24 protein-coding genes and 1 tRNA gene are annotated in these 24,231 nt (G+C 65.5%); 7 read left to right on the top strand and 18 right to left on the bottom strand.

The annotated features are described in order from the left end of the window. Positions 1 to 8: 8 nt before the first annotated feature. From J0I79_RS21685 to J0I79_RS21655, 7 genes are all read right to left on the bottom strand, one after another. Positions 9 to 881, bottom strand: coding sequence for an amidohydrolase family protein (locus J0I79_RS21685; RefSeq protein ID WP_292863710.1), 873 nt, complete (start codon positions 879 to 881; stop codon positions 9 to 11). Beyond that, positions 878 to 1,210 carry a RidA family protein gene (locus J0I79_RS21680; RefSeq protein WP_292863707.1) on the bottom strand — a complete coding sequence of 111 codons (333 nt, stop codon included), beginning with the start codon at positions 1,208 to 1,210 and terminating at the stop codon, positions 878 to 880. Before J0I79_RS21680 ends, J0I79_RS21685 begins: the two co-directional genes overlap by 4 nt. An 87-nt stretch (positions 1,211 to 1,297) precedes the next feature. Further along, the gene (locus tag J0I79_RS21675) at positions 1,298 to 1,627 is read right to left on the bottom strand and encodes a hypothetical protein (protein WP_292863704.1); all 330 of its coding nucleotides are present in this window, start codon (positions 1,625 to 1,627) and stop codon (positions 1,298 to 1,300) included. 35 nt (positions 1,628 to 1,662) lie between these two features. Then, a complete protein-coding gene (locus J0I79_RS21670) occupies positions 1,663 to 3,090 on the bottom strand; it encodes an NAD-dependent succinate-semialdehyde dehydrogenase (RefSeq protein ID WP_292863702.1) in 1,428 nt (475 codons plus the stop codon). A gap of 23 nt (positions 3,091 to 3,113) precedes the next feature. Further along, positions 3,114 to 3,446, bottom strand: a complete 333-nt coding sequence (locus J0I79_RS21665; RefSeq protein WP_292863699.1) for a cupin domain-containing protein — start codon at positions 3,444 to 3,446, stop codon at positions 3,114 to 3,116. 26 nt (positions 3,447 to 3,472) lie between these two features. Further along, a complete protein-coding gene (locus J0I79_RS21660) occupies positions 3,473 to 4,390 on the bottom strand; it encodes a DUF6282 family protein (protein WP_292863696.1) in 918 nt (305 codons plus the stop codon). Further along, positions 4,387 to 5,463: a hypothetical protein gene (locus J0I79_RS21655; protein ID WP_292863693.1), complete on the bottom strand. Its 1,077-nt coding sequence runs from the start codon at positions 5,461 to 5,463 to the stop codon at positions 4,387 to 4,389. The genes J0I79_RS21660 and J0I79_RS21655 overlap by 4 nt, the downstream gene beginning before the upstream one ends. Before the next feature lie 300 nt (positions 5,464 to 5,763). On the opposite strand from J0I79_RS21655, the gene J0I79_RS21650 reads away from it, so the two are divergent. Next, a complete protein-coding gene (locus tag J0I79_RS21650) occupies positions 5,764 to 6,834 on the top strand; it encodes an ATP-grasp fold amidoligase family protein (RefSeq protein ID WP_292863690.1) in 1,071 nt (356 codons plus the stop codon). A gap of 2 nt (positions 6,835 to 6,836) precedes the next feature. Here the strand turns inward: J0I79_RS21650 and J0I79_RS21645 are convergent, their stop codons facing one another. The 9 genes from J0I79_RS21645 to J0I79_RS21605 form a co-directional block, all read right to left on the bottom strand. Then, complete coding sequence (locus tag J0I79_RS21645) at positions 6,837 to 8,423, bottom strand: GMC family oxidoreductase N-terminal domain-containing protein (RefSeq protein WP_292863687.1); 1,587 nt, start codon at positions 8,421 to 8,423, stop codon at positions 6,837 to 6,839. Positions 8,424 to 8,494: 71 nt separating this feature from the next. Further along, positions 8,495 to 9,934, bottom strand: coding sequence for an NAD-dependent succinate-semialdehyde dehydrogenase (locus J0I79_RS21640; protein ID WP_292863684.1), 1,440 nt, complete (start codon positions 9,932 to 9,934; stop codon positions 8,495 to 8,497). A 13-nt stretch (positions 9,935 to 9,947) separates the two neighbouring features. Beyond that, on the bottom strand, positions 9,948 to 10,910 hold the full coding sequence (locus J0I79_RS21635; RefSeq protein ID WP_292863681.1) for a nitronate monooxygenase: 963 nt from the start codon (positions 10,908 to 10,910) through the stop codon (positions 9,948 to 9,950). Positions 10,911 to 10,919: 9 nt separating this feature from the next. Then, positions 10,920 to 12,533, bottom strand: a complete 1,614-nt coding sequence (locus tag J0I79_RS21630; RefSeq protein ID WP_292863678.1) for an AMP-binding protein — start codon at positions 12,531 to 12,533, stop codon at positions 10,920 to 10,922. Further along, entirely contained in the window at positions 12,520 to 13,299 is a 780-nt protein-coding gene (locus tag J0I79_RS21625) for an enoyl-CoA hydratase/isomerase family protein (RefSeq protein WP_292863675.1), read from the bottom strand. Before J0I79_RS21625 ends, J0I79_RS21630 begins: the two co-directional genes overlap by 14 nt. After that, positions 13,300 to 14,487, bottom strand: a complete 1,188-nt coding sequence (locus tag J0I79_RS21620) for a CoA transferase (RefSeq protein WP_292863672.1) — start codon at positions 14,485 to 14,487, stop codon at positions 13,300 to 13,302. Continuing rightward, positions 14,484 to 15,233, bottom strand: a complete 750-nt coding sequence (locus J0I79_RS21615) for an enoyl-CoA hydratase/isomerase family protein (protein WP_292863669.1) — start codon at positions 15,231 to 15,233, stop codon at positions 14,484 to 14,486. Before J0I79_RS21615 ends, J0I79_RS21620 begins: the two co-directional genes overlap by 4 nt. A 9-nt stretch (positions 15,234 to 15,242) precedes the next feature. Then, positions 15,243 to 16,166, bottom strand: a complete 924-nt coding sequence (locus J0I79_RS21610) for a hydroxymethylglutaryl-CoA lyase (protein WP_292863666.1) — start codon at positions 16,164 to 16,166, stop codon at positions 15,243 to 15,245. Positions 16,167 to 16,239: 73 nt separating this feature from the next. After that, the gene (locus J0I79_RS21605; RefSeq protein WP_292863663.1) at positions 16,240 to 16,863 is read right to left on the bottom strand and encodes a MarR family transcriptional regulator; all 624 of its coding nucleotides are present in this window, start codon (positions 16,861 to 16,863) and stop codon (positions 16,240 to 16,242) included. A 179-nt stretch (positions 16,864 to 17,042) separates the two neighbouring features. On the opposite strand from J0I79_RS21605, the gene J0I79_RS21600 reads away from it, so the two are divergent. Genes J0I79_RS21600 through J0I79_RS21580 form a run of 5 tightly spaced genes read left to right on the top strand, consistent with a single transcriptional unit; the run spans position 17,043 to position 21,970 of the window. Next, the gene (locus J0I79_RS21600; protein WP_292863660.1) at positions 17,043 to 18,089 is read left to right on the top strand and encodes an ABC transporter substrate-binding protein; all 1,047 of its coding nucleotides are present in this window, start codon (positions 17,043 to 17,045) and stop codon (positions 18,087 to 18,089) included. 26 nt (positions 18,090 to 18,115) lie between these two features. Then, positions 18,116 to 19,177 carry an ABC transporter ATP-binding protein gene (locus J0I79_RS21595; protein ID WP_292863657.1) on the top strand — a complete coding sequence of 354 codons (1,062 nt, stop codon included), beginning with the start codon at positions 18,116 to 18,118 and terminating at the stop codon, positions 19,175 to 19,177. Continuing rightward, positions 19,174 to 20,085: an ABC transporter permease gene (locus J0I79_RS21590; protein WP_292863655.1), complete on the top strand. Its 912-nt coding sequence runs from the start codon at positions 19,174 to 19,176 to the stop codon at positions 20,083 to 20,085. The genes J0I79_RS21595 and J0I79_RS21590 overlap by 4 nt, the downstream gene beginning before the upstream one ends. After that, positions 20,085 to 20,909: an ABC transporter permease gene (locus tag J0I79_RS21585; protein WP_292863652.1), complete on the top strand. Its 825-nt coding sequence runs from the start codon at positions 20,085 to 20,087 to the stop codon at positions 20,907 to 20,909. The genes J0I79_RS21590 and J0I79_RS21585 overlap by 1 nt, the downstream gene beginning before the upstream one ends. A gap of 29 nt (positions 20,910 to 20,938) precedes the next feature. Continuing rightward, positions 20,939 to 21,970 carry a histone deacetylase family protein gene (locus J0I79_RS21580; protein WP_292863650.1) on the top strand — a complete coding sequence of 344 codons (1,032 nt, stop codon included), beginning with the start codon at positions 20,939 to 20,941 and terminating at the stop codon, positions 21,968 to 21,970. Between the two features lie 32 nt (positions 21,971 to 22,002). Here the strand turns inward: J0I79_RS21580 and J0I79_RS21575 are convergent. Together J0I79_RS21575 and J0I79_RS21570 are read right to left on the bottom strand one after the other, a co-directional pair. Further along, positions 22,003 to 22,078: transfer RNA gene (locus J0I79_RS21575), tRNA-Ala, on the bottom strand. Positions 22,079 to 22,248: 170 nt separating this feature from the next. Beyond that, positions 22,249 to 22,641, bottom strand: a complete 393-nt coding sequence (locus tag J0I79_RS21570; protein WP_292863647.1) for a TIGR02300 family protein — start codon at positions 22,639 to 22,641, stop codon at positions 22,249 to 22,251. A gap of 206 nt (positions 22,642 to 22,847) precedes the next feature. Here J0I79_RS21570 and aroA point away from each other — a divergent pair, with 206 nt between their 5' ends. Continuing rightward, positions 22,848 to 24,197, top strand: a complete 1,350-nt coding sequence (gene aroA, locus J0I79_RS21565; RefSeq protein WP_292863644.1) for a 3-phosphoshikimate 1-carboxyvinyltransferase — start codon at positions 22,848 to 22,850, stop codon at positions 24,195 to 24,197. The last annotated feature ends 34 nt before the right edge of the window (positions 24,198 to 24,231 follow it).

Here is a 24,231-nt window from a genome sequence, read left to right as displayed (position 1 = left end):
CGCGACGATCAGCCGAAGCCGAACAGCCGTGCCGGATTGTCGACGAGGATGCGCCGCATTGTGCGGCCATCATCCGTGTAACGAAACAGCAGATCGAGCAGATCGCCGTCATTTGGCGGCTGGCTCGTCGACAGCGGATGCGGCCAGTCGCTTGCCCACAGCACCTTGTCGGGCGCCGCGGCGATATAGGCTTGCGCCACGGGAACCGCATCAGACCAGGGCGGACCTGACCGGGAGATCTTGTGCCCGTTGGATAGCAGGACCCAGAAATTGCCCCTGCCGAGCAGCTCGACGACCTTGTCCACGGTGGCCTTGCCACTGGCGTCGCGCAGATCGGGCCGACCCATGTGATCGATCACGACCGGCAGGTCCGTTTCCTGATAGAGCGCCACGCTATCGAGAATGCCGCTCTGGCCGGGTTGAACCTTGATGTGCCACCCCAACTCGCGCGCCCTACCGAAGGCGCGTTGCAGCGACTTTTCATCCGGCGCCAGGTTGACGGCGCCGAGAAAATTGAACCGCGCGCCCCTGACCCCGGCCGCATCCAGCCGCTCCAGTTCTGCCTCGGAGCACTCAGTAAGGGCGGCGGCAATAACGCAGCCGCGATAGTCCGGGCCGGCCTGCGCCAGCGCGTCGAGAAACGCCGAATGGTCGATGCCGTAAGTGGTCGGCTGCACGATGACGCCGCGGCTGATGCCGAGCACCTTGTGCATGGCCAGCGCCTTGGCGATCGTCGCCTGAGGCATCTCATAGGCGGCGCCCGGACGCACCGGATAGATGTCGGGAGGCCCGAAGACGTGGAACTGGCAGTCCGTGGCGCCCGGCGGTACCGGGCTGGAAGCCGGTTTCGGGCGCGGGTCGAAGGGGAAATAGTCGGTCATTCGGATACTCGCGCGCCGATGATGGCGGTGATGTCGCACTGGATCTCGATGGCGCCATCCATTTCGCTCTGGAAGGTGTGGCGGGCCGGCCGGCTGGTCTCATCAGGAAACATCCGCAGCCATTCGCGGTTCAGCGCATCGCGATGGGATTTGTCACCCATCCAGACAGTCATCTTGAGGATGTCGCCGGGCGATCCGCCGGCCGCCTCGACGATCGCCCGCACATGGGCAAACATGTGCCGGCATTGCTCTTCCAGGCCCGATGCCACCGCGCCCGTCGCCGGATCGACTCCATTGATGACACCCGACATCAGCACATTGCCGATCATCGCTGCATTCGGGATGGGATTCTTGTGCCGGAAACCTGGAATGTGGATGGACCTGCGCTGCCGCAGGGGAGGATCGGCTGGGAACATTCAGGGCCTCAACCACATGGCTATCGCGATGGCCAGGACAAGCACGGCGCCGGTGCAGATCAACGCCACCATGACGTCGCGCTCGCGATGCACCGGAATGCTCCGGGTCCTGATTACAGCACAGGCCTGGTCGAAATCCGCCTGCCGGTCGAACTCCACGCGATGCGGAACCGAATTGATGACAATGTCGACATAGAAGCGCCCTCGCTGGCGTCCGACGACGCAGCCCGTGGCGCGCGCCAGTAGCGCCTCGACACGAGCCGCCTCGCCCGGCCGGTAGCGGATCGGCGCCGGGGTCTCGGTCAGCAGATGCTGAAAGTCCAGCTCCATAGGCGCCCCGATCCCCCAGCCGCCAGCAACGCGCCTCATGCCCCGACCTGGCTGACGAACTTCATCGCCAGATAGGCTTGAAGCCCCTCGCTGCCGCCTTCGGCGCCGTGGCCGCTATCCTTGATGCCGCCGAACGGTGTTTCGGGCGCGGCAAAGCCGAAATGATTGATCGAGATCATGCCGGATTCGACCTCCTCGCCGAGGCGGGCGACCTTGGCCGTGGACGCGGCGAAGGCATAGGCGCCGAGCCCGTAAGGCAACCGGTTCGCCTCCGTTACGGCCTCGTCCAGCGACCCGAAACCATTGATGATGGCGACCGGGCCGAACGGCTCCTCGTTCATGATCCGCGCCGAGCGCGGGACGTCGGCGAGAACCGTCGGCGCGTAGAAATAGCCTTCGTTGCCGATGCGCCGGCCACCGGTGACGATGCGCGCGCCCTGTTCGGCGGCGTCGCGGATCAGTCCGTCGAGCGCATCGATGCGGCGCGCATGGGCGAGTGGTCCCATCTGCGTGCCTTCGGCCGCGCCGTCTCCGACAACGATCTTCTCGGCCTGCGCCGCGAACGTTTCGGTGAAGCGGGTTTTCAGCGTCTCATCGACAAGGAAACGGGTGGGCGAGGTACAGATCTGTCCGGCATTGCGGAACTTGATGCCGGCGCCGAGGCGGGCGACGGCATCGGCGTCGACATCGTCGCAGACGATGAAGGGAGCATGGCCGCCGAGTTCCATCGTGGTGCGCTTCAGGTGCTGCCCTGCAAGCGCCGACAAAGAACGTCCGACCGCGACCGAACCGGTGAAGGAGATCTTGCGGATCACCGGTGACGCGATGAGACGGGACGATATTTCGGAAGGCACGCCGAAGACGAGATTGACCACGCCGGCAGGCACGCCGGCCTCCTCAAAGCAGCGGACGAGTTCGATGGCCGAACTCGGCGTCTCCTCCGGCGCCTTGGCGATGATGGAGCAACCGGCGGCGAGCGCGGCCGCGATCTTGCGCACCAGCTGCGCGCAGGGGAAGTTCCACGGGCTGAAGGCGGCGACAGGCCCTACTGGCTCGGCAAGCACGGTCTGCCTCGCGCCCGGCAGGCGCGATGGGATGACGCGGCCGTAGGCTCGCCTGCCCTCCTCGGCGAACCAGTCGATGATGTCGGCCGCCGCACCCGCCTCCATGCGCGCCTCGGCGAGCGGCTTGCCCTGTTCGCGCGTGATGGCCCGGGCGATGGTTTCAGCACGTTCCCGCGCCAGATCGGCGGCCTTGGAGAGAATGCGGTAGCGCTCATAGGCGGTGGCCTTGCGCCAGACCCGGAAGCCGTTCTCGGCCGCGACGAGTGCTGCGTCGAGATCGGCCGCCTCGGCAAATGCGACGGTGCCGATTTCCTGGCCGGTCGCCGGGTTGACGACCTTGCCGCGCCGTGAGCCCGAACCGTCGGTCCATGCGCCGCCGATGAAGAGGGATTTGGTCATGAGAATTGCGTTCCTCGAGAAGATCAGCCGTATTCGGGGCGGGCGGGCGTGAAGACGTCGAGGTTGAGCGCCGGGCTGTCGCCGACGACTTCGACATAGTGAATGACGCCGCCCGGTATATGCGCGAGGCCGCCCGCTCCGAGGCGCACGACTTCGTCGCCGATATGGAAGTCGACCAGGCCTTCGAGGATGTAGACGATCTGCTCGTGCGGGTGCGAATGCGGTTTCAGCTCGTGACCGGGATGAAGCCGATGCAAGGCGAGCGTGGCGCCGTCGCCCGAAAACGCCTTGCGCTCGATGCCGTGCCTAACAGGCGTCCAGTCGATCGCTTCCCAGTCGATGGAATGAATGCTCATGAAGTCCTCCTTGGGAACAGGTTGGCTCAGGACAGGCCAATGAACTGAGAAGCGTTCGTCGCGACCATGCGCCGGACGTCGGGCTCGGAGTACCCGAGGTCGAGCAGCAGGCCGATGATCAGGCGGAAGCCTTCGACGGGTGTCGGATTGTTCTTCTGGCCGAGGTCGGACCCGAAGAAGGTGTTCTCGACGCCGGCTGCGTCGATGACCTGCCGCAGGTGCTCGCGATCGAAGAGGTAGAAGGTGGAAGGCACGAACATGCAGATCGAGTGCTCGATCATGACGCCCATGCGTGCCAGTTGGGCGACGTCCTGGAAAGAGCCTTCGTTGACATAGGTCGGATGGTTGAGGAACAGGCGCTTGACGCCGCGCGCCTTCGCCTCCTCGTAGAACGGCCACAGCTCGCTGATGTGATGATGGCCGCCCGACACCGCCGCGTCGGCCTGCGCGACGAGATCGAGGATCAGCTTGACTTCGTCGGTCACCTCGCCGGATTCATCGACCAGCCTCGATCCGACCGGAGCGACGGTCTTCTTGCTGTTGACCGGGAACTTGTTCTTGAAATCGGCGTCTTTCTTCTCATGGTCGATATGGTTCTGCGCATGCGCCGTCGCCATCCAGACGATGCGAGCGCCCTGCTTCAGCGCATAGTCGACCGCGCTCGGATTGATGCCGCCGAGCGGATTGTTGAGCACCACGGCGCCGAGCGTGGTGACACTGCTTGGATAGTGCTTGTTGATGAGATGGGCGATCGGCATGGTCGGGTAGTAGTGATCCTTGAGCAGGACCGCCGCCATGCCGGCCTCGACCGCCTGTTGAACCACCTCGATATGATCGACGGCCCTCGGCATCAGCGATGGACCGCTGTGCACGTGGAGGTCTACGGCGCCTTGCATCAGGCGTTTGATGGTGGCTTCCCTTTGCGGGTCGATCGTGTCGCTCATTGTGTCTCACTCCCAGGTTCCGGCGGGCTCGCGGCCGGTATGAACTGCCGCCAGTGATTGGTGCGCAGCGGCATCTGCGAAAAGCTCTTGCGCCGGTCGGCGGCGATGCCGACCGCATTCGGCACCGTCAGACCCTTGCCCTCGAGCCAGCGATCCAGCTCGGCGAGGCTGTCGCCGATGACGCCGAAACCGCGCAGCATGATTGCGGAGGCAAGCCCGGCGGCCGACGCGCCCGAGAGCAGCATGCGGGCGATGTCGAGGCCGTTGCACGCGCCGTTGATGCCGATCAACGGGCATTGCCGACCGAGCCGGGCGCGGCTCAGGGCCAGCCACTGGCAGGTCAGGGGCAAGTTCCAGAAGCCGCCGACGGCGAGGCTGGTGCCGAGCATCGGCTCCAGCGTTTCGACGTCGGGGACAAAGCCCAGCAGGCGCCCGGCCATGACGACCGAATCCGCGCCGCCGGAGAATGCCGCCTCGGCAAGGTCCGGCACGCGTTCGCTCTGACCGGTCAGCTTGATCCAGAGCGGGATCGAGACCGCCTGGCGCATGCGCGCGACGATCGCGCCAACGCGTTCCGGCGATAATTCGGTGGTGACGGCGCCTTTCGCGGCCTGGCTGGCATAGGGGGTGCCGATGTTGAATTCGAGGACGCGAATGCCCGCCTGTTCGACCTGCCGGGCCATCGCCACGGCCTGATCGAGGTCGGCAAGGATAAGGCTGGCGACCAGAACGCAATCATGCGCGCGCGCCATGCGGTCCAACGCCACGGCCTGGTCTAGCCATGCCGGGAATGACTGCGGCGTGAGGCCCGAGCGGCTGGCGATGGTGACATCGTCCGGCGCGGCGGCGCCCCAGGGCAGCGGCCGCCAGTCGGAGCCGAGCGCGACATATTCGGCGCGCTGAAGCTGGTCCCTGGCGGCCTCGGATTCATTGGTCGACTTGACGACGACGGCACCGGCGCCGGCGCGGATCGCGGCGTCCACGCCCGAGGCATCAATCATGTGCTCGGCGGCCGCCGCTATCAGCGGGTTCTTCAGCTCGACGCGACCGACACTGCACCGCAGCCTGCCCATCAGTTTCCTCTGGGGTTTGCGCTTGCCGGCCACGATGACGGCATCGGGCAGGCCTTTTCTTCGTTTTGTATTACGAAACGATGTTTCTCTTGATACAACGCACAAGCCCCCGCGTCAACCGTCCGGAACGGACCTCACGGTTCCGCTCACCCGTCGTGATGGCGCTGGCTGCGCCACGTGACGGAAATGCCCCCAAGAAAGGCGGATGACGGCGACATGGGGGATGCAATAAGGTGGGGCCGGTCCGCTCGCCGGATTGGTTTGCCGGGGGGCGAAGTACCGCATGAAGACAAGTATCGCATGAAGACGGGCATCGGCGTCTCGCCCGGCCATCGCGCCATCCTGGCCGTCGCGCGGGTTCTGCTTACGCTGCGCCACCCCTTGCTCATCCGGCGCTTCATGCGCAAGACGGGCTATCTGCCCAACCCGGCCGCTCCGGTGCGCTATCACGAGCGCATGCTGTGGAGGAAAATCGTCGACCACGACCCGCTGTTCGTGACGCTGTCCGACAAGCTCGCGGCGAAGGACTATATCCGCGGCGTCTGCCCAGACGTGAAGGTGCCGAGGACGCTGTGGTCCGGCGCCGATCCCGATGACATTCCGCCCGAACTCCTGGCCGGCAACGTTGTCGTCAAGACCAATCATGGCTGCGAGATGAATATCTTCGTCTCCGGCGGAAAGCCGGATCGCGCGGAGATCGTGCGCACGACTAAAGGCTGGCTGAAGCGCCGCTACGGGATCAGCCAGCATGAATGGGCCTACTGGGCGATCGTGCCCAGGGTGTTCGTCGAGGAGTTGCTGCCGCTCGCCGGCGGCGAGATCGCCACCGAGATCAAGGTCCAGGTGTGCAGCGGCGTCGTCTGCCATGTCCGTGCCGAGGACAAGAAGGCGCTGCGCTCGCGGCTGTTCGACCCCGAGGGTAACCCGCTGCCGGGGCGCGATGTCGACTACCCACGCGAGGACCAGGCTCTCGAGATCACGCCGCGCCTCTTGGATTGTATCCGCCAGGCCGCAGCATTGGCGCCTCGGATCGCCGGCGATCTCGACTACGCCCGGATCGATTTTCTGGTCACCGACAAGGAGCTCTATGCCGGAGAGATCACGCTCTACACGGGCGGCGGCTATTCCATGTGGAGCAATCCGGCGATCATGGCCGATATCGAACGACACTGGCGCCTCGACCAGGCAAAGTTTCTGCAACGAGAGCATCGCGGGATTGCCCGCCTCTACGCCGACGCGCTGCGTGCCAAATGCCAGGCCGAGGCCGCGCAACGCGCGCCGACGCCAACGCAACTCCAGCTGCCCGGCATTTCGGGTCCTTCAGTGCTGACACAGCCTGAAGTGGTTACGGAGGCCACTCTGCCCGGCTGAAGTCAGGCGGAACTGCGAGACAAAAGGAAATCGGCGCAGCGCTCGGCGATCATGATGCAGGGCGCGTTGGTGTTGCCGCTGACCAGCGTCGGCATGATCGAAGCATCGGCAATGCGAAGACGCGGCACGCCGATCACCCGCAACCTGTTGTCGACGACGGCCATGTCGTCGGTGCCCATCTTGCAGGTGCCGGCCGGATGATAGACCGTCTTGGCCAGAGACCGTGCATGCCGTTCGAGCTCGGCGTCGCTTTTCTCGCCATCGCCCGGCGCCAGTTCGCGAAATCCCAGCGCCCGCATCGAAGGCGCCGCGAGGATCCTGCGGGCCAGGGCCACGCCGCGCACCAGCGTGTCGACATCTTCCCGCTCGGTCAGATTGTTGCCGACGAAGATGATCGGATCGTCCACCCCTCGGCCGCGCAAGGAGACCTTGCCGCGCGACGCAGGCCGCAGGATGCATGGATTGATCGACACGCCGTGGCCGGCCATGGCCTCGCGGGTGGCGTCGCCAACCAGCGCCGGCGTCACGTGAAACTGGATGTCGGGCCTCCCCTGTCCGCTGGTGTCAACGAAGCCGCCGGTCTCGACCACGTTCGACGTCAGAAGGCCGGACCGCGTGAAGAGATACTGAAGGCCGTTCGCGACCGCGCGCAAACCCCTATCCTGTCCCTTGAGTGAGATCGGCCGGTCGGTAACGCCATAGACCGACGCGGTGATGTGGTCCTGAAAATTCTCGCCCACGCCGGGCAGATGCCGGGTCACCGGAATTCCGTGCCCGGCAAGCTCCGCCCCAGGGCCGATGCCGGACAGCATGAGCAGCTTCGGCGTCGCCAGCGCGCCGGCGCAGAGCACGACTTCTTCCCTGGCGCGCGCCTCCGACATGCGCCCGGCCCTGAAGTAGCGTATGCCGACAGCGGCTCCGTTTTCGAGCACCACGCCTTGCGCGGCCGCCTCGACATGAACCGTCAGCAGTTTGGAGCCAAGCACCGGCTTGAGATAGGTGGCGGCAGTCGAGCCGCGACGGGCGCCGAACGTGGTGGTCTGATAGAAGCCGACACCGGCCTGCACAGCGCCATTGAAGTCGGCATTGTGCGGCAGGCCGATCTCCTGCGCGGCCCGCACGAAGGCCGAACTTATCGGATGACGGTATCGCGGCTCAGACACTTTAAGCGGGCCGCCCGTACCATGGAATGCGTCGGAGAAGGTCTCGTTGTCCTCGCTGCGGCGAAAGACCGGTAGCACGTCGTCATAGCCCCAGCCGGCGCAGCCGAGATCGCGCCATGTATCGTAATCCTGCGCCTGGCCCCTGATGTAGATCATGGCGTTGACCGAAGAGCCGCCGCCGAGCGTGCGCCCCTGCGGCACGGTCAGCACGCGGCCATTCGCGCCGGGCTCCGGCTCCGTGCGATACATCCAGGTCCGCTTCGTGCCGAGCACGCGCACAAAGGTCGCCGGGATGTGGATGAACGGCGTGTTGTCGCGCGGGCCGGCCTCAAGCAGAAGCACGCTCTTGCCGGCATTGACCAATCGATTGGCCAGCACGCAGCCCGAGGATCCGCCGCCGACGATGATATAGTCGTAAGTTTCCAAGCGATCCCCGATTTGGCTTTTCGTTCCGACGCCATTCCGGACGGAACGGCGTTCACACGTCCTCGAATTGCTCAGTTCGCGCCGAGGCCGAGATGGCTGACGAATTTGGTGGTGAGGAAGGCATCCAGCGTTTCAGAACCGCCTTCGCTGCCGTAGCCGCTTTCCTTGATGCCGCCGAAAGGTGTTTCCGCCGCCGCAAGTCCGAAATGGTTGATGGAAATCATGCCGGCCTCCAGGCCGTCGGTCAGCCTGTCAGCCGTGGTAAGCGAATTGGTGAAGGCGAAGGCCGCGAGGCCGAAAGGCAACCGGTTGCCGCGCTCGATCGCTTCATCGACCGAACCGACACGCACCAACGCGGCGACCGGCCCGAACGGCTCGTCATTCATCAGCCGCGCGTCCTCGGGCACATCGGAGAGGACCGTGGGCTCGAAGAAGAAGCCGTCATTGCCGATGCGGCGGCCGCCGCACTCCAGCACCGCGCCCCTGGCAACGGCATCCTCGACGAAACTGTCCATGGCATCGAGGCGGCGCTGATTGGCAAGCGGACCCATCTGCGTTTGCGCGTCCATGCCATCTCCCACCTTGATCCGCCGTGAGCCGTCGACGAAGGCGGCGCGGAACCGATCATAGACGGCGTCCTCGACATAGAAACGCGTCGGCGCCGCGCAGACCTGGCCGGCGTTGCGGTATTTCAGCATCAGGCCGAGTTTGACGGCGGCGTTGAGATCCGCGTCGGCAGCGACGATGAACGGCGCATGTCCGCCAAGCTCCATCGTGGCGCGCTTGACGCCGGCAGCGGCCATCGACCCCAGCATCTTGCCGACCGGCACCGAGCCGGTGAACGAGATCTTGCCAATGACCGGCGAAGCGATGAGATATTGCGATATCTCGGACGGCACGCCGAACACCAGATTGATTACCCCGTCCGGCACGCCGGCGTCCTGGAAGGCGCGCACGAGTTCGATGCAGGCCGAGGGCGTCTCCTCCGGCGGCTTGGCGATGACGGAACAGCCGGCTGCGAGAGCCGCCGAAATCTTGCGCACCAGCTGGTTGACCGGAAAATTCCACGGCGAGAAGGCGGCGACCGGGCCGACAGGCTCCCTGAGCACCATCTGCCGCGCGCCCGGATGGCGCGAGGGGATCACACGGCCATAGGCGCGCCGGCCTTCCTCCGCGTGCCATTCGATATGTTCGGGCGCCGCGTTGGCTTCGCCCCTTGCCTCCGCAAGCGGCTTACCTTGCTCGCGCACCATATGGGCCGCGATCGTCTCCGCGCGATCGCGCACGATCGCTGCGGCACGGTGCATGATCCTGCCGCGCTCCAGCGCGGTGGTCCGGCGCCACGCCGCGAAGCCCTTGGCGGCGGCGGCCAGGGCGGCGTCGAGATCCGCCTGCTCCGCGAATGGCAGGCGGGCGATGGTCTGCCCGGTGGCCGGGTTCCTGACCTCGCCCGAGCGTTCGCCGGACGGCGCCCTCCAGTGCCCGTCGATCAGCAACGGCTTGTCCAGCATGGCGTGTTTCCTTCTAGCTTTTGGTTGGGCGCGGCAGCGCGGCAATTGCCGCGACATAATCTCGAGCGATCGAATGGACGATGTCGCCGGCTGGCAGGATTTCGCCGACCAGGCCCACGCTCTGTCCGGCTTCGATCTTGCCGTGATCGACGTCTCCATCGAAGGCAGCCGCCTTGAGCGTCGCCTCTGTGAAGATGGCACGCCGTGCCTCGTCCGCCGCGCCACCCTGCTCCGCTTCGTTCATTGTCTCGGCGAAGCGGTTGCGCAGCACCCGGATCATGCCGAGGCCGCGCCCGACGACGAGCGTGTCGGCGATCGACGCGCCAAGCAGGCGCTGGCGATATGCGTCGTGCAATCGCGCCTCCCGCGACAGCATGAACCGGGTACCGAACTGCGCCGCACCCGCGCCAAGCGCCAATGCCGCGGCCAGGCCGCGCCCATCGGCGAAGCCACCGCTGAGGATCAGCGGCATCTCCGGCACTGCCCTGGCGATGGCGCGGCCGAGCACAAGCGTCGACACCAGCTCCGGCGGCGGATGGCCGCCTGCCTCGCCTCCGACCGCGATCAACCCGTCGACGCCGGCCTCAGCCGCCTTCAGCGCGTGCTCCGCCCCCGCGACGACATGCAGGCAGATCGTGCCTATCGCCTTGAACCGCTCGATGTATTTTTTGGGCCCGCCCTGCGAGGCGATCAGCACCGGTACCCGCTTCTCGGCCAGGAGGTCGATGATCTCGTCCGCGCCCTTGCGGTAGAGCGGCAGGTTGACGGCGAAGGGCCTGTCGGTCCCGGAGCGGACCTCATCGATGGTCCGCGCGAGGTCGTCGCGATACATCGGGCCGGCCGCGATGACGCCGAGGCCGCCCGCCCGCGACACGGCAAGCGGCAGGGCGGCGTTGGACGACGCCCACGACATGCCCGCCTGGATGATCGGCAGGTCTATGCCGAGCAGCCGCGTCACTTGCGTCTCGATGCGCACGGCCGACCCTCAAAGTCCGAGCAGGCCGCGCGCATGCGCGGCCAGTTGCTTCTTCTGGATCTTGGAGCTCGCCGTCATGCCGATCGTCTCGAAACTGTCGACGATCCAGACATGGCGCGGCACCTTGAAGCCGGCCATCTCGCCTTTCGCCCAGACGATGATGGCTTCCGGATCAGTCGACTGGCCATCATTGAGGATGACGAAGGCGGCGGGCACCTCGACCAGCCTGTCCTCGGGCACGCCGACGACGGCGGCCTGCCGGATCGCCGGGTGGCGATGCAGCACGTTCTCGACATCGGCGGGCGAGACGTTCTCGCCACCGACGCGGATGATCTCCTTGGCGCGACCGAGAAAGGTCAGCCGGCCGTCGCCGTCGAGCGAACCGAGATCGCCGGTCGCCAGCCAGCCTTCGGGGCCGAGCGCTTCGGCAGTCTCCTTGGGCTTGTCGAAATAGCCAAGCATCACGTTCCAGCCGCGCACCAGGATTTCGCCGCTTTCGCCGATACCGGCATCGCTGCCATCTGAACGGCGGATGCGAACGCTGACGCCCGGTTGCGGCCGCATGGCGGCCCTCGCCCTGATCTCGTCGGGCTCCCAGAAGCAGGATTGCGCGACATTGGGAGAAGCTTCCGAGAGGCCGTAGCCGACCACGCATTCGCGCGCGCCCAGTTCGTCGATCACACGCCGCACGATGGTGGGCGAGGCTGCCAGCCAGGCGCCGCGCAGGCTGAGCCTGCGCTGTGCGCGATCCGGATGGTTGAGCAGCATGTGCGCCATCGTGTCATTGCCGGAAAAATGCGTGCAGCGCTCGGCCTCCATGAGGCGCAGCGCCTCGCCGGCTTCGAAGCGGTCCATGCTGACCAGCGTGGCGGCGTGCTGAAGGACCGACAGGATCGAGAGCGTCGTGCCGGCGACGTGGAAGAACGGCCGCGCGCTGTGGAAGCGGTCCGCCGGCCGCAGACCCATTCGAAGGCCCGAGAAATAGGCGTTGGCCAGCATGCTGCGGTGGGTCAACACCACGCCTTTGGGAAACGAGGTCGTGCCTGACGTATACTGGATGAGCAGGGGATCTTCGGCATTGCACGCCCCTATCTCTGACGAGCAGGCCGCGCTCACGACCTCATCCCATCGAATGGCGGCCGGCGGCACGTCGGCGCCAATGACGATGACCCGCTCGAGGTCCGGCATGTTCTCGTCCGGCAGGCTCCGGTCGAGCGCGGGACAGATCTCGCGCAGCATGGCGATGAAATCGATCTTGAACAGGCGATCGCAGGTGATGAGCGTACGTACCCGCGACTGGCGCAGCGCATAGGCCATCTCGCTCGCGACGAAACGCGTGTTGATCGGCACTGTGACGGCGCCAATCGAGCCGAGCGCCAGGAAGATCGTCATCCAGCGCACGGAATTGCCGAGGCAGAGACCGACATGGTCGCCCCTGCCGATGCCCTGGGCAGCGAGGCCCGCGCCGACGCGTCCGACCTCCTCGGCCAGCGCACCCCAGGTGAGGCGGCCGTCCGAGGCGACGATCGCCTCGATGTCGGGCGCCGATACCGCTGTGCGGCGCAGCGCCTCGGCGATCGTCAGCGGAAAGAAGCCGTCAAGATCGAGATCAGCCTTCGCCATCAGCGGACCCAGCCTCCGTCTGCTGAATGAATTTGCTGATGCCTTCGCGCCAGCCGCCATCGGCAAGACAGCGCTCGATTGCCACGAGCTCGATGCGGATGCCGTTGGCAAGGTCGGTCTCACTGCCGAGGTCGACGGCCTGCTTGGTGAGGGCGATCGCCAGCGGCGGAGCAGCCGCGATAGCCGCCGCCACCTCTTCGCCGACGCCGGCGAGTTCCCCATGCGGCACGACGCGGGCAACGAGACCGCGCTCATAGGCCTCGGCGACCGGCATGACGCGACCGGTGAATAGAAGCTCTTTGGCCCGCATCTTGCCGATGACCCTCTGCAGGCGCTGGGTGGCGCCGACCGTGCCCCATTGCGGTTCGGGAAAGCGGAAGGTCGTCTTCTCGGACGCGATGGCGAAGTCGCAGCTCATCAGGATTTCGCCACCCGAACCGACGACCGGTCCTTGCACCAGCGCCACCACTGGCTTGCCGCAGCGGGCGATGGTGTCATAGGCCGCGAACGAGGCCCTGCGCCGCTCCAGTACCCAGCGCTCGTCCTTGTCGACGCGCTCCTTGAGGTCGGCGCCGGCGCAGAAAACCGGACCTGTCGATGAAAGCAGCACCACCCTGACGCCGCTGTCGCCGTCGAGTTCCTCGAACAGGCGGCGCAGCTCGATACACATCTGCAGGTTCAGCGCGTTGCGCGCTTCCGCTCGGTTGAGAACGACCCGGGCAACCGGGCCTTCGCGCCGGCAGACGACCATCGCGGACGCGCTCATTCAGACCACCCCTTCCGTTCTCAGTGTGCCGATTTCGGCGGCATCAAGGCCCAGTTCCTCGGACAGGATTCTGTCGGTGTCAGCGCCGAGCTCGGGCGGGACGCCGATGAAGGGATCATCGAAGCCTTCGTATTTTACCGGGGTGCGCAAGGCCGGCACGCGGCCGGCGCCGGGATGATCGAAGGCGCCGACCATTCCGCGAGCCGTCATATGCGGATCCTCGAGGATTTCCCGAACCGTGTTGACCTCACCGGCCGGAATGCCGGCCGCCCGCAGCTTTTGCGCCAGCGCGGCGCGATCGTGCTCAAGCATGGCGATGCGCATGGCGGTCATGACGCGATCGCGATCGGCGACGCGCCCGGCGTTGTTGTCGAGAGCGGGATCGGCTGCGAGTTCGACCAGTCCGAGTGTGGCGCAAAGGGCCGGCCAGTGCTGGTCGCTGCCGCTGATGTGCAGCCAGCCGCCGTCCCGGCACTCGAAGGCCGCGGAGGGAACCCGGCCGGGATGTTCGGTTCCGGCGCGGCTCACATCCTCGTCGAGGGCGAACAGTCGCGCGGCGGCGAGCGCCAGCAGGCTCGCCTGTACATCCATCATCGACAGGTCGACGCGGCACCCCTTGCCGCTCCTTGCCCGGCCGACCAGCCCGCTCAATATGGCGATGGCGATCCAGAGACCGGAACTCATGTCGGCGATCGGCACGCCGGCCTTGGCCGGAGGGCCGTCGGCATGGCCGGTCAGGTGCATGACCCCCGACAGGGCCTGGAAGACCGTGTCGTAACCGGGGCGGTCGCGATAGGGGCCGGTCTGGCCGAAGCCGGTGCTCGATACGTAGATCAGCCCGGGATTGATTTCGGCGAGCCTGTCATAGCCGAGTTCGAAACGCTCCATCTCACCAGGGAGAAAGTTCTCGACCACCACGTCGGCGCCCGCCACCAGCCGGCGCGCCAGTTCCTGACCCCTGGCCGATTTCAGATTGAGGGTCAGCGACCGCTTGCCCCGGTTGAAGGCGAGGAAATACGCGCTCTCACCGCCGGCAAAGCGCGGTTCGAAAACGCGCGATTCGTCGCCCGCGCCAGGCCGCTCGATCTTCGTCACCTCGGCGCCCATCTCGGCCAGGATCTGCGTGGCCATCGGGCCTGCCAGCACACGGGAGAAATCCAGAATGCGTATTCCTTCCAGCGGCCTCATGCCTGGTCATCCCTGAAGGCGCGCATGGCGGCGTTGACGTCGCGCCCGGCAGCCATCGCCTCGTCATAGGGAAGGTCCGCCACCTCATAGAAAAGCGCCTTGACGGCAGCCATGGCGCGCGGATTGGCCGCCGCCCATTGTTCCGCAATCGCCATGGCCGTCTCGACCACCTGGTCCGGTTCGACCACGCGGTTGGCGAGCCCCAGCTTCAGCGCCTCGTCGGCCCCGATCAGGCGTCCGAGGCTGACCATCTCGAAGGCGGCCTTGCGCCCGAGCGAACGCTGCAGCCCAGTCATCACCAGGGCCGGAACGATCTGATGTTTGAGCTCGGGGTAGCCGAATTTCAGATCGGACCCCGCCACCATCATGTCGCAGCCGATGGCGAGGCCGGCGCCGCCGCCGACGGCGGCACCGCGCACGGCCGAGACGACAGGCTTCGACAGTTTCTGCACCATCGCTTGGGTCCTGCAGGTCAGATCCGCGCGCTTTTCGACGAGGTCCTGGTTGGCCGGCGTCAGCTGCTTGAATTCCGACAGGTCGGCGCCGGCGCAGAAGGCGCGCCCGTTGCCGGTGAGCACGATGGCGCGCACATCTTCGTCGTGATCCGCCGCCTGAAGCGCATCGTGCAAAGCCTGCGTCAGTTCGGTGTCGAGCGCGTTGAGCTTGTCGGGACGGTTGAGAGCGACGACGCGGACGGGACCGCGATCCTCGACAACCAGCACTGGGGCGCGTCCGGCCTGCTCCATCTCCATCCCCTAGTTGAGAAAGCCGTAGCCGGCACGGGCGACCTTGCTGTGCAGGTCGCGGCCAAGCGTCTTTTCACAAAGCAACGAGGCCTCGCGTAGCAGGTCGAGATCCAGGCCGGTATCGACGCCTTCGGCCTCGAACAGGTTGACCAGGTCCTCGGTCGCGACATTGCCCGTCTGGCCCTCGCCATACTGTATCTGAACGGGATGGCCGCCGACGCCGCCCAACGCGCTGTCGAACCAGCGGCAGCCGGCTTCGTAGGCTGCCAGGCAGTTGGCGAGACCGGTTCCGCGCGTGTCGTGGAAGTGCGCGATCGCCGTCACCCCGGGCAGGTCGGCCGCAATCCTCTTGAACATCCGGCGCACGGCCGACGGCGTGCCATGTCCCGATGTGTCGCCGACCGCGACATGATGCACGCCGATCGAGGCGAAGCGCGCGATGTCGTCGAGCACGCTCGATGGATCGACCCGGCCCTCGAAGGGGCACCCGAACGCCATCGACACGACGCCGATCAGACGGAAGCGCCCACCGGCCAGTTCCGCCATCCCGGCAACAGCGTGCCATTGCCGCTCCCGCGTGGTACGCAGGTTGCGCTCGGTATGCGCCTCGGTCGCCGAGACCAGCAGGCTGAGTTCTCCAGCGCCGTGGCCCCCGGTCAGGTCAACAACGGCCCGCTCGATCGCCTTCTGGTTTGGACAGGTGGCCTTATAGTAGACGCCCTGGCGACGCTCGATGCCTCGCAGGACATCGGAAGCGTCCGCGAATGCCGGCAGTTGCACCGGATGGCTGTAGCTGGTCGCCTCGATGCGGGGAAATCCCGCCCGGGTGATGGCGTCGATGATCTCGATCTTGGCGCGCGTCGGAACGACCGCAGGCTCATGCTGCAGGCCATCCCGGGCAAAGCACTCACAGATCACGACCCCTGGGTTCACGAAACATCCCTTCCAATTTGGTTGCTCTTGTGAACTATGCCGTTCACACAGTCAACCATATTCTCGGGTCGAGCTACTCCTCATCGAGTTGGTCGAGATCGGATGGAGTGGCCAGTTGCTTGAGGTCGTGGAAGTAGGTCGAGCTGGTCCGGATCACCCGGCGCATCAGTTCCACCAGCATCTGCCGTTCGGCATTGCTCAACGAGCCCAGCATCTGCTCGTTGCGCTCGAAGGAATCGTCCAGGACCTGTTCGGACAGAGCCAGCCCCTCGGGGCTGAGGCGCAGCAGGATGCTGCGGCCATCCTCCGGATTGGCGGCTTTCTGGATGTAACCCCTGTCGATCAGTCCCGACACGGTGCGGCTCATCTGGCTCTTGAGCAGGCCGCTATGCTTGGCAAGCTCCTGCAACGGCACTGTACCGAGATATTTCAGAACCGCCAGCGCACGCCACTCCCGCGTGGTCAGCCCGTATTTCGGCCGGATCGACAAGGTGGCGATGCGCGTCGACAGGCCAGCCAGCCGCTGCAGTTCGAAGGAAAACAGATCCCTGATGTCGGGAGCAGGCCAGTCATCGTGCCCGCCTTGGCCCGCATGCAACGCGTGGTCGCGCGCGACGCCCGGCCGATCCTGACCCCTGCTTGCATCCCGCTCGAATGCGGGAGACGATCTGGTCCAGCCCTGTTTTGGTTTGTTCATGATCGACCCTTAAGAACACACTGCGTCGCACAGCTGCGAATTTAGTTGACAAGGTAAACTAGATAGTTCATCTCATCAACCAGATTGTCACGACCTGCGCGTCTTGTCGATCTTGCCACGCGTCAAGGCCAGGGAGAACGGCCGGCGGACGGCACCGTTCAATCAAGGGGAGAAGAAACATGTCTTTGAAGCGTCTCGCAATCGCCAACCTTCTGGGTGCGGCGACCGCGCTGCTCATGGCCTCGAGCGCCATGGCGGCCGGCGAAACACTGACCATTTCGGGCTTCGGCGGCAATCTGCAGAAAGACCTGCGGGCAACCTTGTGGCAGCCGGCCGCCGATGCCGCTGGCGTCACGTTGTCGGAGGAAACACAGGACGGCCTGGCCTCGGTGCGGGTCCAGGTACAGTCGGGCAGCCCGACCTGGGACATCGTGCACCTGGGCGCCGACGAATGCGCCGTCGGCGGCAAGGAGGGCCTGTTCGAGCCACTGGACTACAAAGTCATCAAGACCGACGGCTTCGACAAGAAGGCCTATGGCGACCACTGGATCGCCACCAACACCTATTCGGTCGTGCTCGCCTGGCGCACCGATGTCTACAAGGACAAGCACCCCACCAGTTGGAAGGATTTCTGGGACGTGAAAGCCTTTCCGGGCCGCCGCGCGCTCAGCACCTATCCGCAGGAGATGATGGAGATCGCGCTGCTGGGCGCCGGCGTCTCCAAGGACAAGCTCTATCCGCTCGACACCAAGCTCTCGCTGGAGAAGCTGAAGGAAATCAAACCTGACATTTCGGTCTGGTGGTCGTCTGGCGCACAGTCGGCGCAGCTCTTGAAGGACAAGGAGGTCGACATGATGGCGATCTGGGGCAGCCGCGTCGCCTCGGTGATCAAGGACGGCGCGCCGGTCGAATTCACTTATGACAACGGCATCCTCGGCTATGGCTGCCTGGCCATCCTGAAAGGCTCGACCCATGTCGCGGCGGCCCAGAAGTTCATCGCCGGCGTGGTCTCTCCCGAGATCCAGGCGCGCATCCCCGAGATGATGCCGTACTATGGCCCGACCAACAGCCTCGCCTTCAAGGTCGGCAAATTCTCGCCGGAGGTGCTTGCGAAGTCCAACATGTCGCCGGAAAATGTCGCCAAGCAGACTTTCATCGACGCGAACTGGTGGCGCGACAACAATGAGCTGGTCCGCGAGGACTACAGCCTGCTGATCTCCAACTGATCGTTGCGCGGACGGGAGGAGGAAGCATGACGTCGGGCGCCGTATCGATACGCAATGTCTCCAAGGCATTCGGTGCGTTCAAGGCGCTCGACGACGTGTCCCTCGATATCGAGCCGGGCGAGTTCCTGACGCTGCTCGGGCCATCCGGCTCGGGCAAGACGACGCTGCTCAACGTCATTGCCGGCTTCGAGCGCCCCGATGCCGGCAGCCTGCTCGTCGACGGCGTCGAATTCATCACCCGACCGCCGCACAAGCGCGATCTCGGCATGGTGTTCCAGAACTACGCGCTGTTTCCGCATATGGACGTCTTCAACAACGTCGCCTATCCGCTGAAGCTGCGCCGCGTCTCGAGTTCATCCATCCGCGAACGGGTCAGGCAGGCGCTCGATGTCGTGCAGATGGCGCATCTGTCGGCGCGCCGCGTCACCGAACTGTCGGGCGGCCAGAAGCAGCGTGTCGCGCTGGCCCGCGCCATCGTTTTCGAACCGAAACTGCTTCTGATGGACGAGCCGCTTTCGGCGCTCGACAAGAACCTGCGCGAACACATGCAAATCGAACTAAAGCGGCTGCACGACCGGCTTGGCATGACCACGGTCTACGTCACGCATGACCAGCAGGAAGCGCTGACGATGTCCGATCGTGTCGCGGTGCTGAGAAGCGGCAAGATCGTGCAGCTCGACACGCCGAAGACCATTTACGACCGGCCCAATTGCCGCTTCGTCGCGAGCTTCATGGGCGAGACGCGGATGCTGCCGGTCAGGAAAGCCGGCAACGGATATGAATTTGCCGGACGCCAGTTGAAACTGGCGCAGCCGCCATCCGCGGGCGCGGAACAATGGCTGGTCGTCAGGCCCGAGCGCCTGGGCTGGCATGGCCATGACGAGCGCGACAACCGCATCGAGGGCCTGGTGGTCGATGTCGTCTATCGCGGCGACAGCCATTCGATCGCGCTGAAGCTGCCGGGCGACCACGAAATATCGATCCGCCACACGCCGGTCCAGGACCACCCCCTGCCGGAGCCCGGCCAGACGCTGACACTGTGGTTGACGCCACAGGCAAGCGTGCTGGTGGAAGAAACCGGCGCATGACAACCGTCGCTGCCGATCTGCTGCCGCCGAATGCCGGCGTGCTCAATGCCGGTCTGCTTGGCGGCGACGAGCGCCGCCAGCGGCTGGCGATGTTCGGCCTCTCGGTGCCCGCCCTCGTGCTGGTGGCGCTGGTGCTGCTGGTGCCGTTCTCCTGGCTTGCGTGGCTGTCGTTCTTCGACGCCTCCGGAGCGCTGTCGGGCGAGAACTACGCCCGCCTGCTGCGGCCGGCCTATGTCAACAGCTTCCTCAGCACCTTGCAGGTCTCGGCCGCCGTCACCGCCATATGCATCCTGCTCGGCTATCCCGTCGCCTATCTACTCTCGCAGCTGCCGCAGCGCGTCGCGCAGGTCCTGCTGGTGTTCATCATCCTGCCGTTCTGGACCTCGGTGCTGGTCAGGACCTATGCCTGGCTCGTCCTGCTGCAGCGAGAAGGCGTCATCAACACATGGCTCAAGCAGCTCGGCCTGATCAGCGAATCCCTGCCGCTGGTCAACAATCTCACCGGCACGATCATCGGCATGGTGCATGTCATGCTGCCCTTCCTGATCCTGCCGCTCTATTCGTCCATGCGCGCCATCGATCCCGTCTATCTGCGCGCCGCCGCCAATTGCGGGGCATCGCCGGCGCAGTCGTTCCGGCAGGTTTTCCTGCCGCTGTCGGCGCCGGGGCTCGGCGCGGGCGCGGCGCTGACCTTCGTGCTGTGCCTCGGCTTCTACCTGACACCCGCCCTGCTCGGCGGCGGCCGCGTGGCCATGTGGTCGACGCAGATCGCCGACGCCGTTTCGAAATTCGCCAACTGGGGCGCGGCCAGCGCGCTGAGCGTCGCCCTGCTGGTGGTGACGGGCATCATCCTGTGGGCGATGAAATGGGCTGTCCGAAGGCTCGGCTCCTCGCTGGGAGAAGGATGATGGCGGGCCGCGTCGCATCCTCCACCCAGATCACCCACGGCCAGCGCCTGTGGCTCTACGTGCTGGTGGCGCTGGTGATGGCCTTCCTGGTCATCCCGTGCCTCATCATCATCCCGCTGTCCTTCTCCGATTCCCAGTATCTGGAGTTCCCGCCGCGCGGCTGGAGCCTGCGGTGGTACGAGGCCTTCTTCACCTCGGACGAGTGGCTGCGTTCCGCGGTCGTCTCGCTCAAGGTCGCGTCCAGCACGACGGTCCTGGCGACAGTGCTCGGCACGCTTGCCAGCTACGGCCTGCACAAGAAGGCCGGCGGTCTCGATCCGGTGGTGCGCGGCGCGCTGATGCTGCCGATGATGGTGCCGCTGATCTTCGTCGCCATCGGCGCCTTCTTCGTCTATTCACGGCTCGGCCTCAACAACACGTTGACCGGCCTGGTGCTGGCGCACACGACACTCGCCATTCCTTTCGTGATGATTGCCGTCAGCAATGGCCTGGCGAGCTTCGACGTCAATCTGGAACGCGCGGCGCGCAGCCTTGGCGCGTCGCCGGTGCGCGCCTTCCTGACCGTGACCCTGCCGCAGATCCGCATTTCGGTGATCTCGGGCATGCTGTTCGCCTTCATCACATCGTTCGACGAGGTTGTGGTCTCGCTCTTCATCTCCAGCGGCGCGACCTCGACGTTGACCAAGCGCATGTTCGCCAACATACGCGATCAGGTCGACCCGACGGTGGCGGCGATCTCCTCGATGCTGGTGGTGCTGTCGATCATCGTGCTGGTCGCCGCGCAGTTCGTCCGCCGCGACGGCGGCGCCACCGGGGATCGCTGACCGGCAGGCGCACAAGGAGACGAGAGCCCATGCTTGCCATCTTCGACGAGCGGCAGTTCCTGCATCGCCCGCTAACGCGGATCGCCGGCGGCATGCTGAAGCCGAACCCCGAGCAACCAGAGCGGATCACGGCGTTGCTTGCCGGCCTGGAAATGGCCGCTGTCGCCGTCCAGCCCCCGCGCGAGCATCCGTTCGACGCCATCGCGGCCATGCACGATGCCGGCTATCTCGACTTCCTGCGGACCGGTTTCGAGGCATGGCGGGCACTCCCGGGGACCGGCCCCGAACTGCGGTCGAGCGTCCATCCCAGCCGGCACATGGGCCGCCTGCCAAGCGACCTGCTCGGCCGCGCCGGCTTCTATCAGGCCGATGCCAGTTGCGTTCTGGTCGAGGGGACCTGGGAGGCGGCGCGGGCGAGCGCCAACACGGCGCTCGATGCCATGGTGCGGGTGCTGGCGGGAGAAGCCGCTGCTTATGCGCTCTGCCGCCCGCCGGGGCACCATGCCTACCGCGACCAGGCAGGCGGCTTCTGCTACCTGAACAACACGGCGATCGCCGCCAACTGGGCGGCCTCGCAAGGGCAGCGCGTGGCTGTGGTGGATGTCGACGTGCATCACGGCAACGGCACGCAGGCGCTGTTCTACGACCGGCGGGATGTGCTCACCGTATCGGTGCACGGCGATCCGGCCTGGCTCTATCCCTATTATGCCGGCTATGCCGACGAGACCGGCACCGGGCCTGGCGAAGGGTTCAACCTGAACCTGCCGGTCGCGCTGAAAAGCGGCAGCGAGGCCTATCTGGCAGCGGTGTCGAAGGGCTGCGAAGCCGTGCGGCGCTTTTCGCCCGACGTGCTGGTCATCGCGCTCGGCCTGGATGCCTCCAGCGACGATCCGTTCGCCTGCATGGATGTCGACGAAGCCGGCTTTCGCAAGATGGGCGAAAGTCTGGGCGCGCTGTCGCGCTCGACCCTGATCGTCCAGGAGGGTGGTTATCCGTCGCCTACGCTCGGCACGCTGCTGGCGGCGTTTATTTCAGGGTTCACAGCGGGACAGGCCCGCTGACGTCATAGCCCGGTGACTTGAAGAAGACTGTTTGGTGGAGCCAATCGGAATCGAACCGACGACCTCTTGAATGCCATTCAAGCGCTCTCCCAACTGAGCTATGGCCCCACTCCCGGCAGTCAGCCGGCGCCGTTTCCGGCGAAGAGATCAGCGCGGGTTGGAAGACCGCGCCGTTAGTGCAGGCGGCTTCTAACCCCGCCTTTCCCAGATATCAAGCCTTGAATTCGGCTTTTTGTTCACAGGCATGGAAAGCCTGCAAACACCTACCTTGCGGCCGATCAGACCTCGTCGTCGTCGTCGCCGACGCCGATCATGTCGGAGACGTCGTCGTCTTCTTCCTCTTCGTCGGCAAGGAAAGTATCGTCCTCGTCGTCGCCCAGGTCGACATCGTCATCGTCGTCGCCCAGATCGGGAAGGTCGTCGCCGCCCTTGGTCTCGTCGTCAGCCTCTTCGAGCGAGACGATCTCGGCGCCCTCTTCCTCGTCGCCGTCCACTTCCTTCTCGGCGACTTCCTCGTCCTCCTCGATGGCGGCAATCTTGCCTTCCTCGAAGTAGGAACGCGGATAGGTCTTGCCCGTGTAAGGGGAGACGATCGGGTCCTTGTTCAGGTCGTAGAATTTTCGGCCCGTTTCAGGGTCGACACGCTTTGTGCCAAGTTCGGTTTTTGCCACGGCAAGCCTCGTGAATAAAAGAGTGGTCCCCTTAACCGCAGTTTGCAGCGCTGTCAAAGCCAAAAGCCGGCGTCACAAAACCATGCGTTGAAAGGCCTCCCGGCAAGTGGTGACGATGGGGATGACCATTTCGCCCCGCCGTGATACGAGACCGCCGCACCAATTGAAAAGCGCCGGCCAGCCGGCGATCCGTCCAGGGAAATTCCATGTCACACGCCGCCGCTGCCAAGCCGGCCACTGCCCTTAAATCATCCGCCCTTTCCGGCACCGCGCGCGTGCCGGGCGACAAATCGATCTCGCACCGCTCCTTCATGTTCGGCGGCCTCGCCTCCGGCGAGACCCGCATCACCGGCCTGCTCGAAGGCGAGGACGTGATGCGCACCGGAGAAGCCATGAAGGCGATGGGCGCGCATATCGAGAAGCATGGCGACGAATGGGTTATCCGCGGCACCGGCAATGGCGCGCTGCTGCAACCTGAAGGCCCGCTCGATTTCGGCAATGCCGGCACCGGCTCGCGGCTCACCATGGGCCTGGTCGGCACCTACGACATGGAGACGACCTTCATCGGCGACGCATCGCTGTCGGGCCGGCCGATGGGCCGGGTGCTGGAACCCCTGCGCCAGATGGGCGTGCAGGTGCTGAAGGCGACGCCGGGCGACCGCATGCCGATCACCTTGCATGGCCCCAAGCACGCCGCACCGATCACCTACCGGGTGCCGATGGCCTCGGCGCAGGTGAAATCGGCCGTGCTGCTCGCCGGTCTCAACACGCCAGGCATCACCACCGTGATCGAGCCGGTGATGACGCGCGACCACACCGAAAAGATGCTCAAAGGGTTCGGCGCCAACCTGATGGTCGAGACCGACGAGCGCGGGGTGCGGCACATTTTCATCGAAGGCCAGGGCAAGCTGACCGGCCAGACCATCGCCGTGCCCGGCGATCCCTCCTCGGCCGGTTTTCCGCTGGTCGCGGCACTGATCGTGCCGGGCTCGGACATAACCATCGAGAACGTGCTCATGAACCCGACCCGCACCGGCCTGCTTCTGACGCTGCAGGAGATGGGTGGCAAGATCGACATCCTCAACCCGCGCAATGCGGGCGGCGAGGATGTCGCGGACCTGCGCGTGCGTTATTCCGAGTTGAAGGGCGTCACGGTGCCGCCGGAGCGCGCTCCGTCGATGATCGACGAGTATCCGGTGCTCGCGGTCGCGGCGAGCTTCGCCGAGGGCGAGACGCTGATGCAGGGGCTGGAAGAGCTGCGGGTGAAGGAATCCGACCGGCTTTCGGCTGTCGCCAACGGCCTGAAGCTCAACGGCGTCGATTGCACGGAGGGCGAGGCAACGCTTGCCGTGCGCGGCAAGCCCGGCGGCAAGGGATTGGGCGGCGGCCGGGACTCAGCGGTCAAGACCCATCTCGACCATCGCATCGCCATGAGTTTCCTCGTCATGGGGCTGGCGACGGAAAAGCCGGTGACGATTGACGACGCGAATATGATCGCGACGAGCTTCCCGGAATTCATGGGTCTGATGAAAGGGCTGGGCGCGGAGATCGGGTGACGGTGATGGGGTGGAGCGCACCTGAGATGCTGGC

The organism is Mesorhizobium sp., assembly GCF_017306585.1.
Taxonomy (GTDB): Bacteria; Pseudomonadota; Alphaproteobacteria; order Rhizobiales; family Rhizobiaceae; genus Mesorhizobium.
The sequence above is the reverse complement of the archived record's forward strand: the minus strand, read 5'-3'. Positions and strand labels throughout refer to the sequence as shown.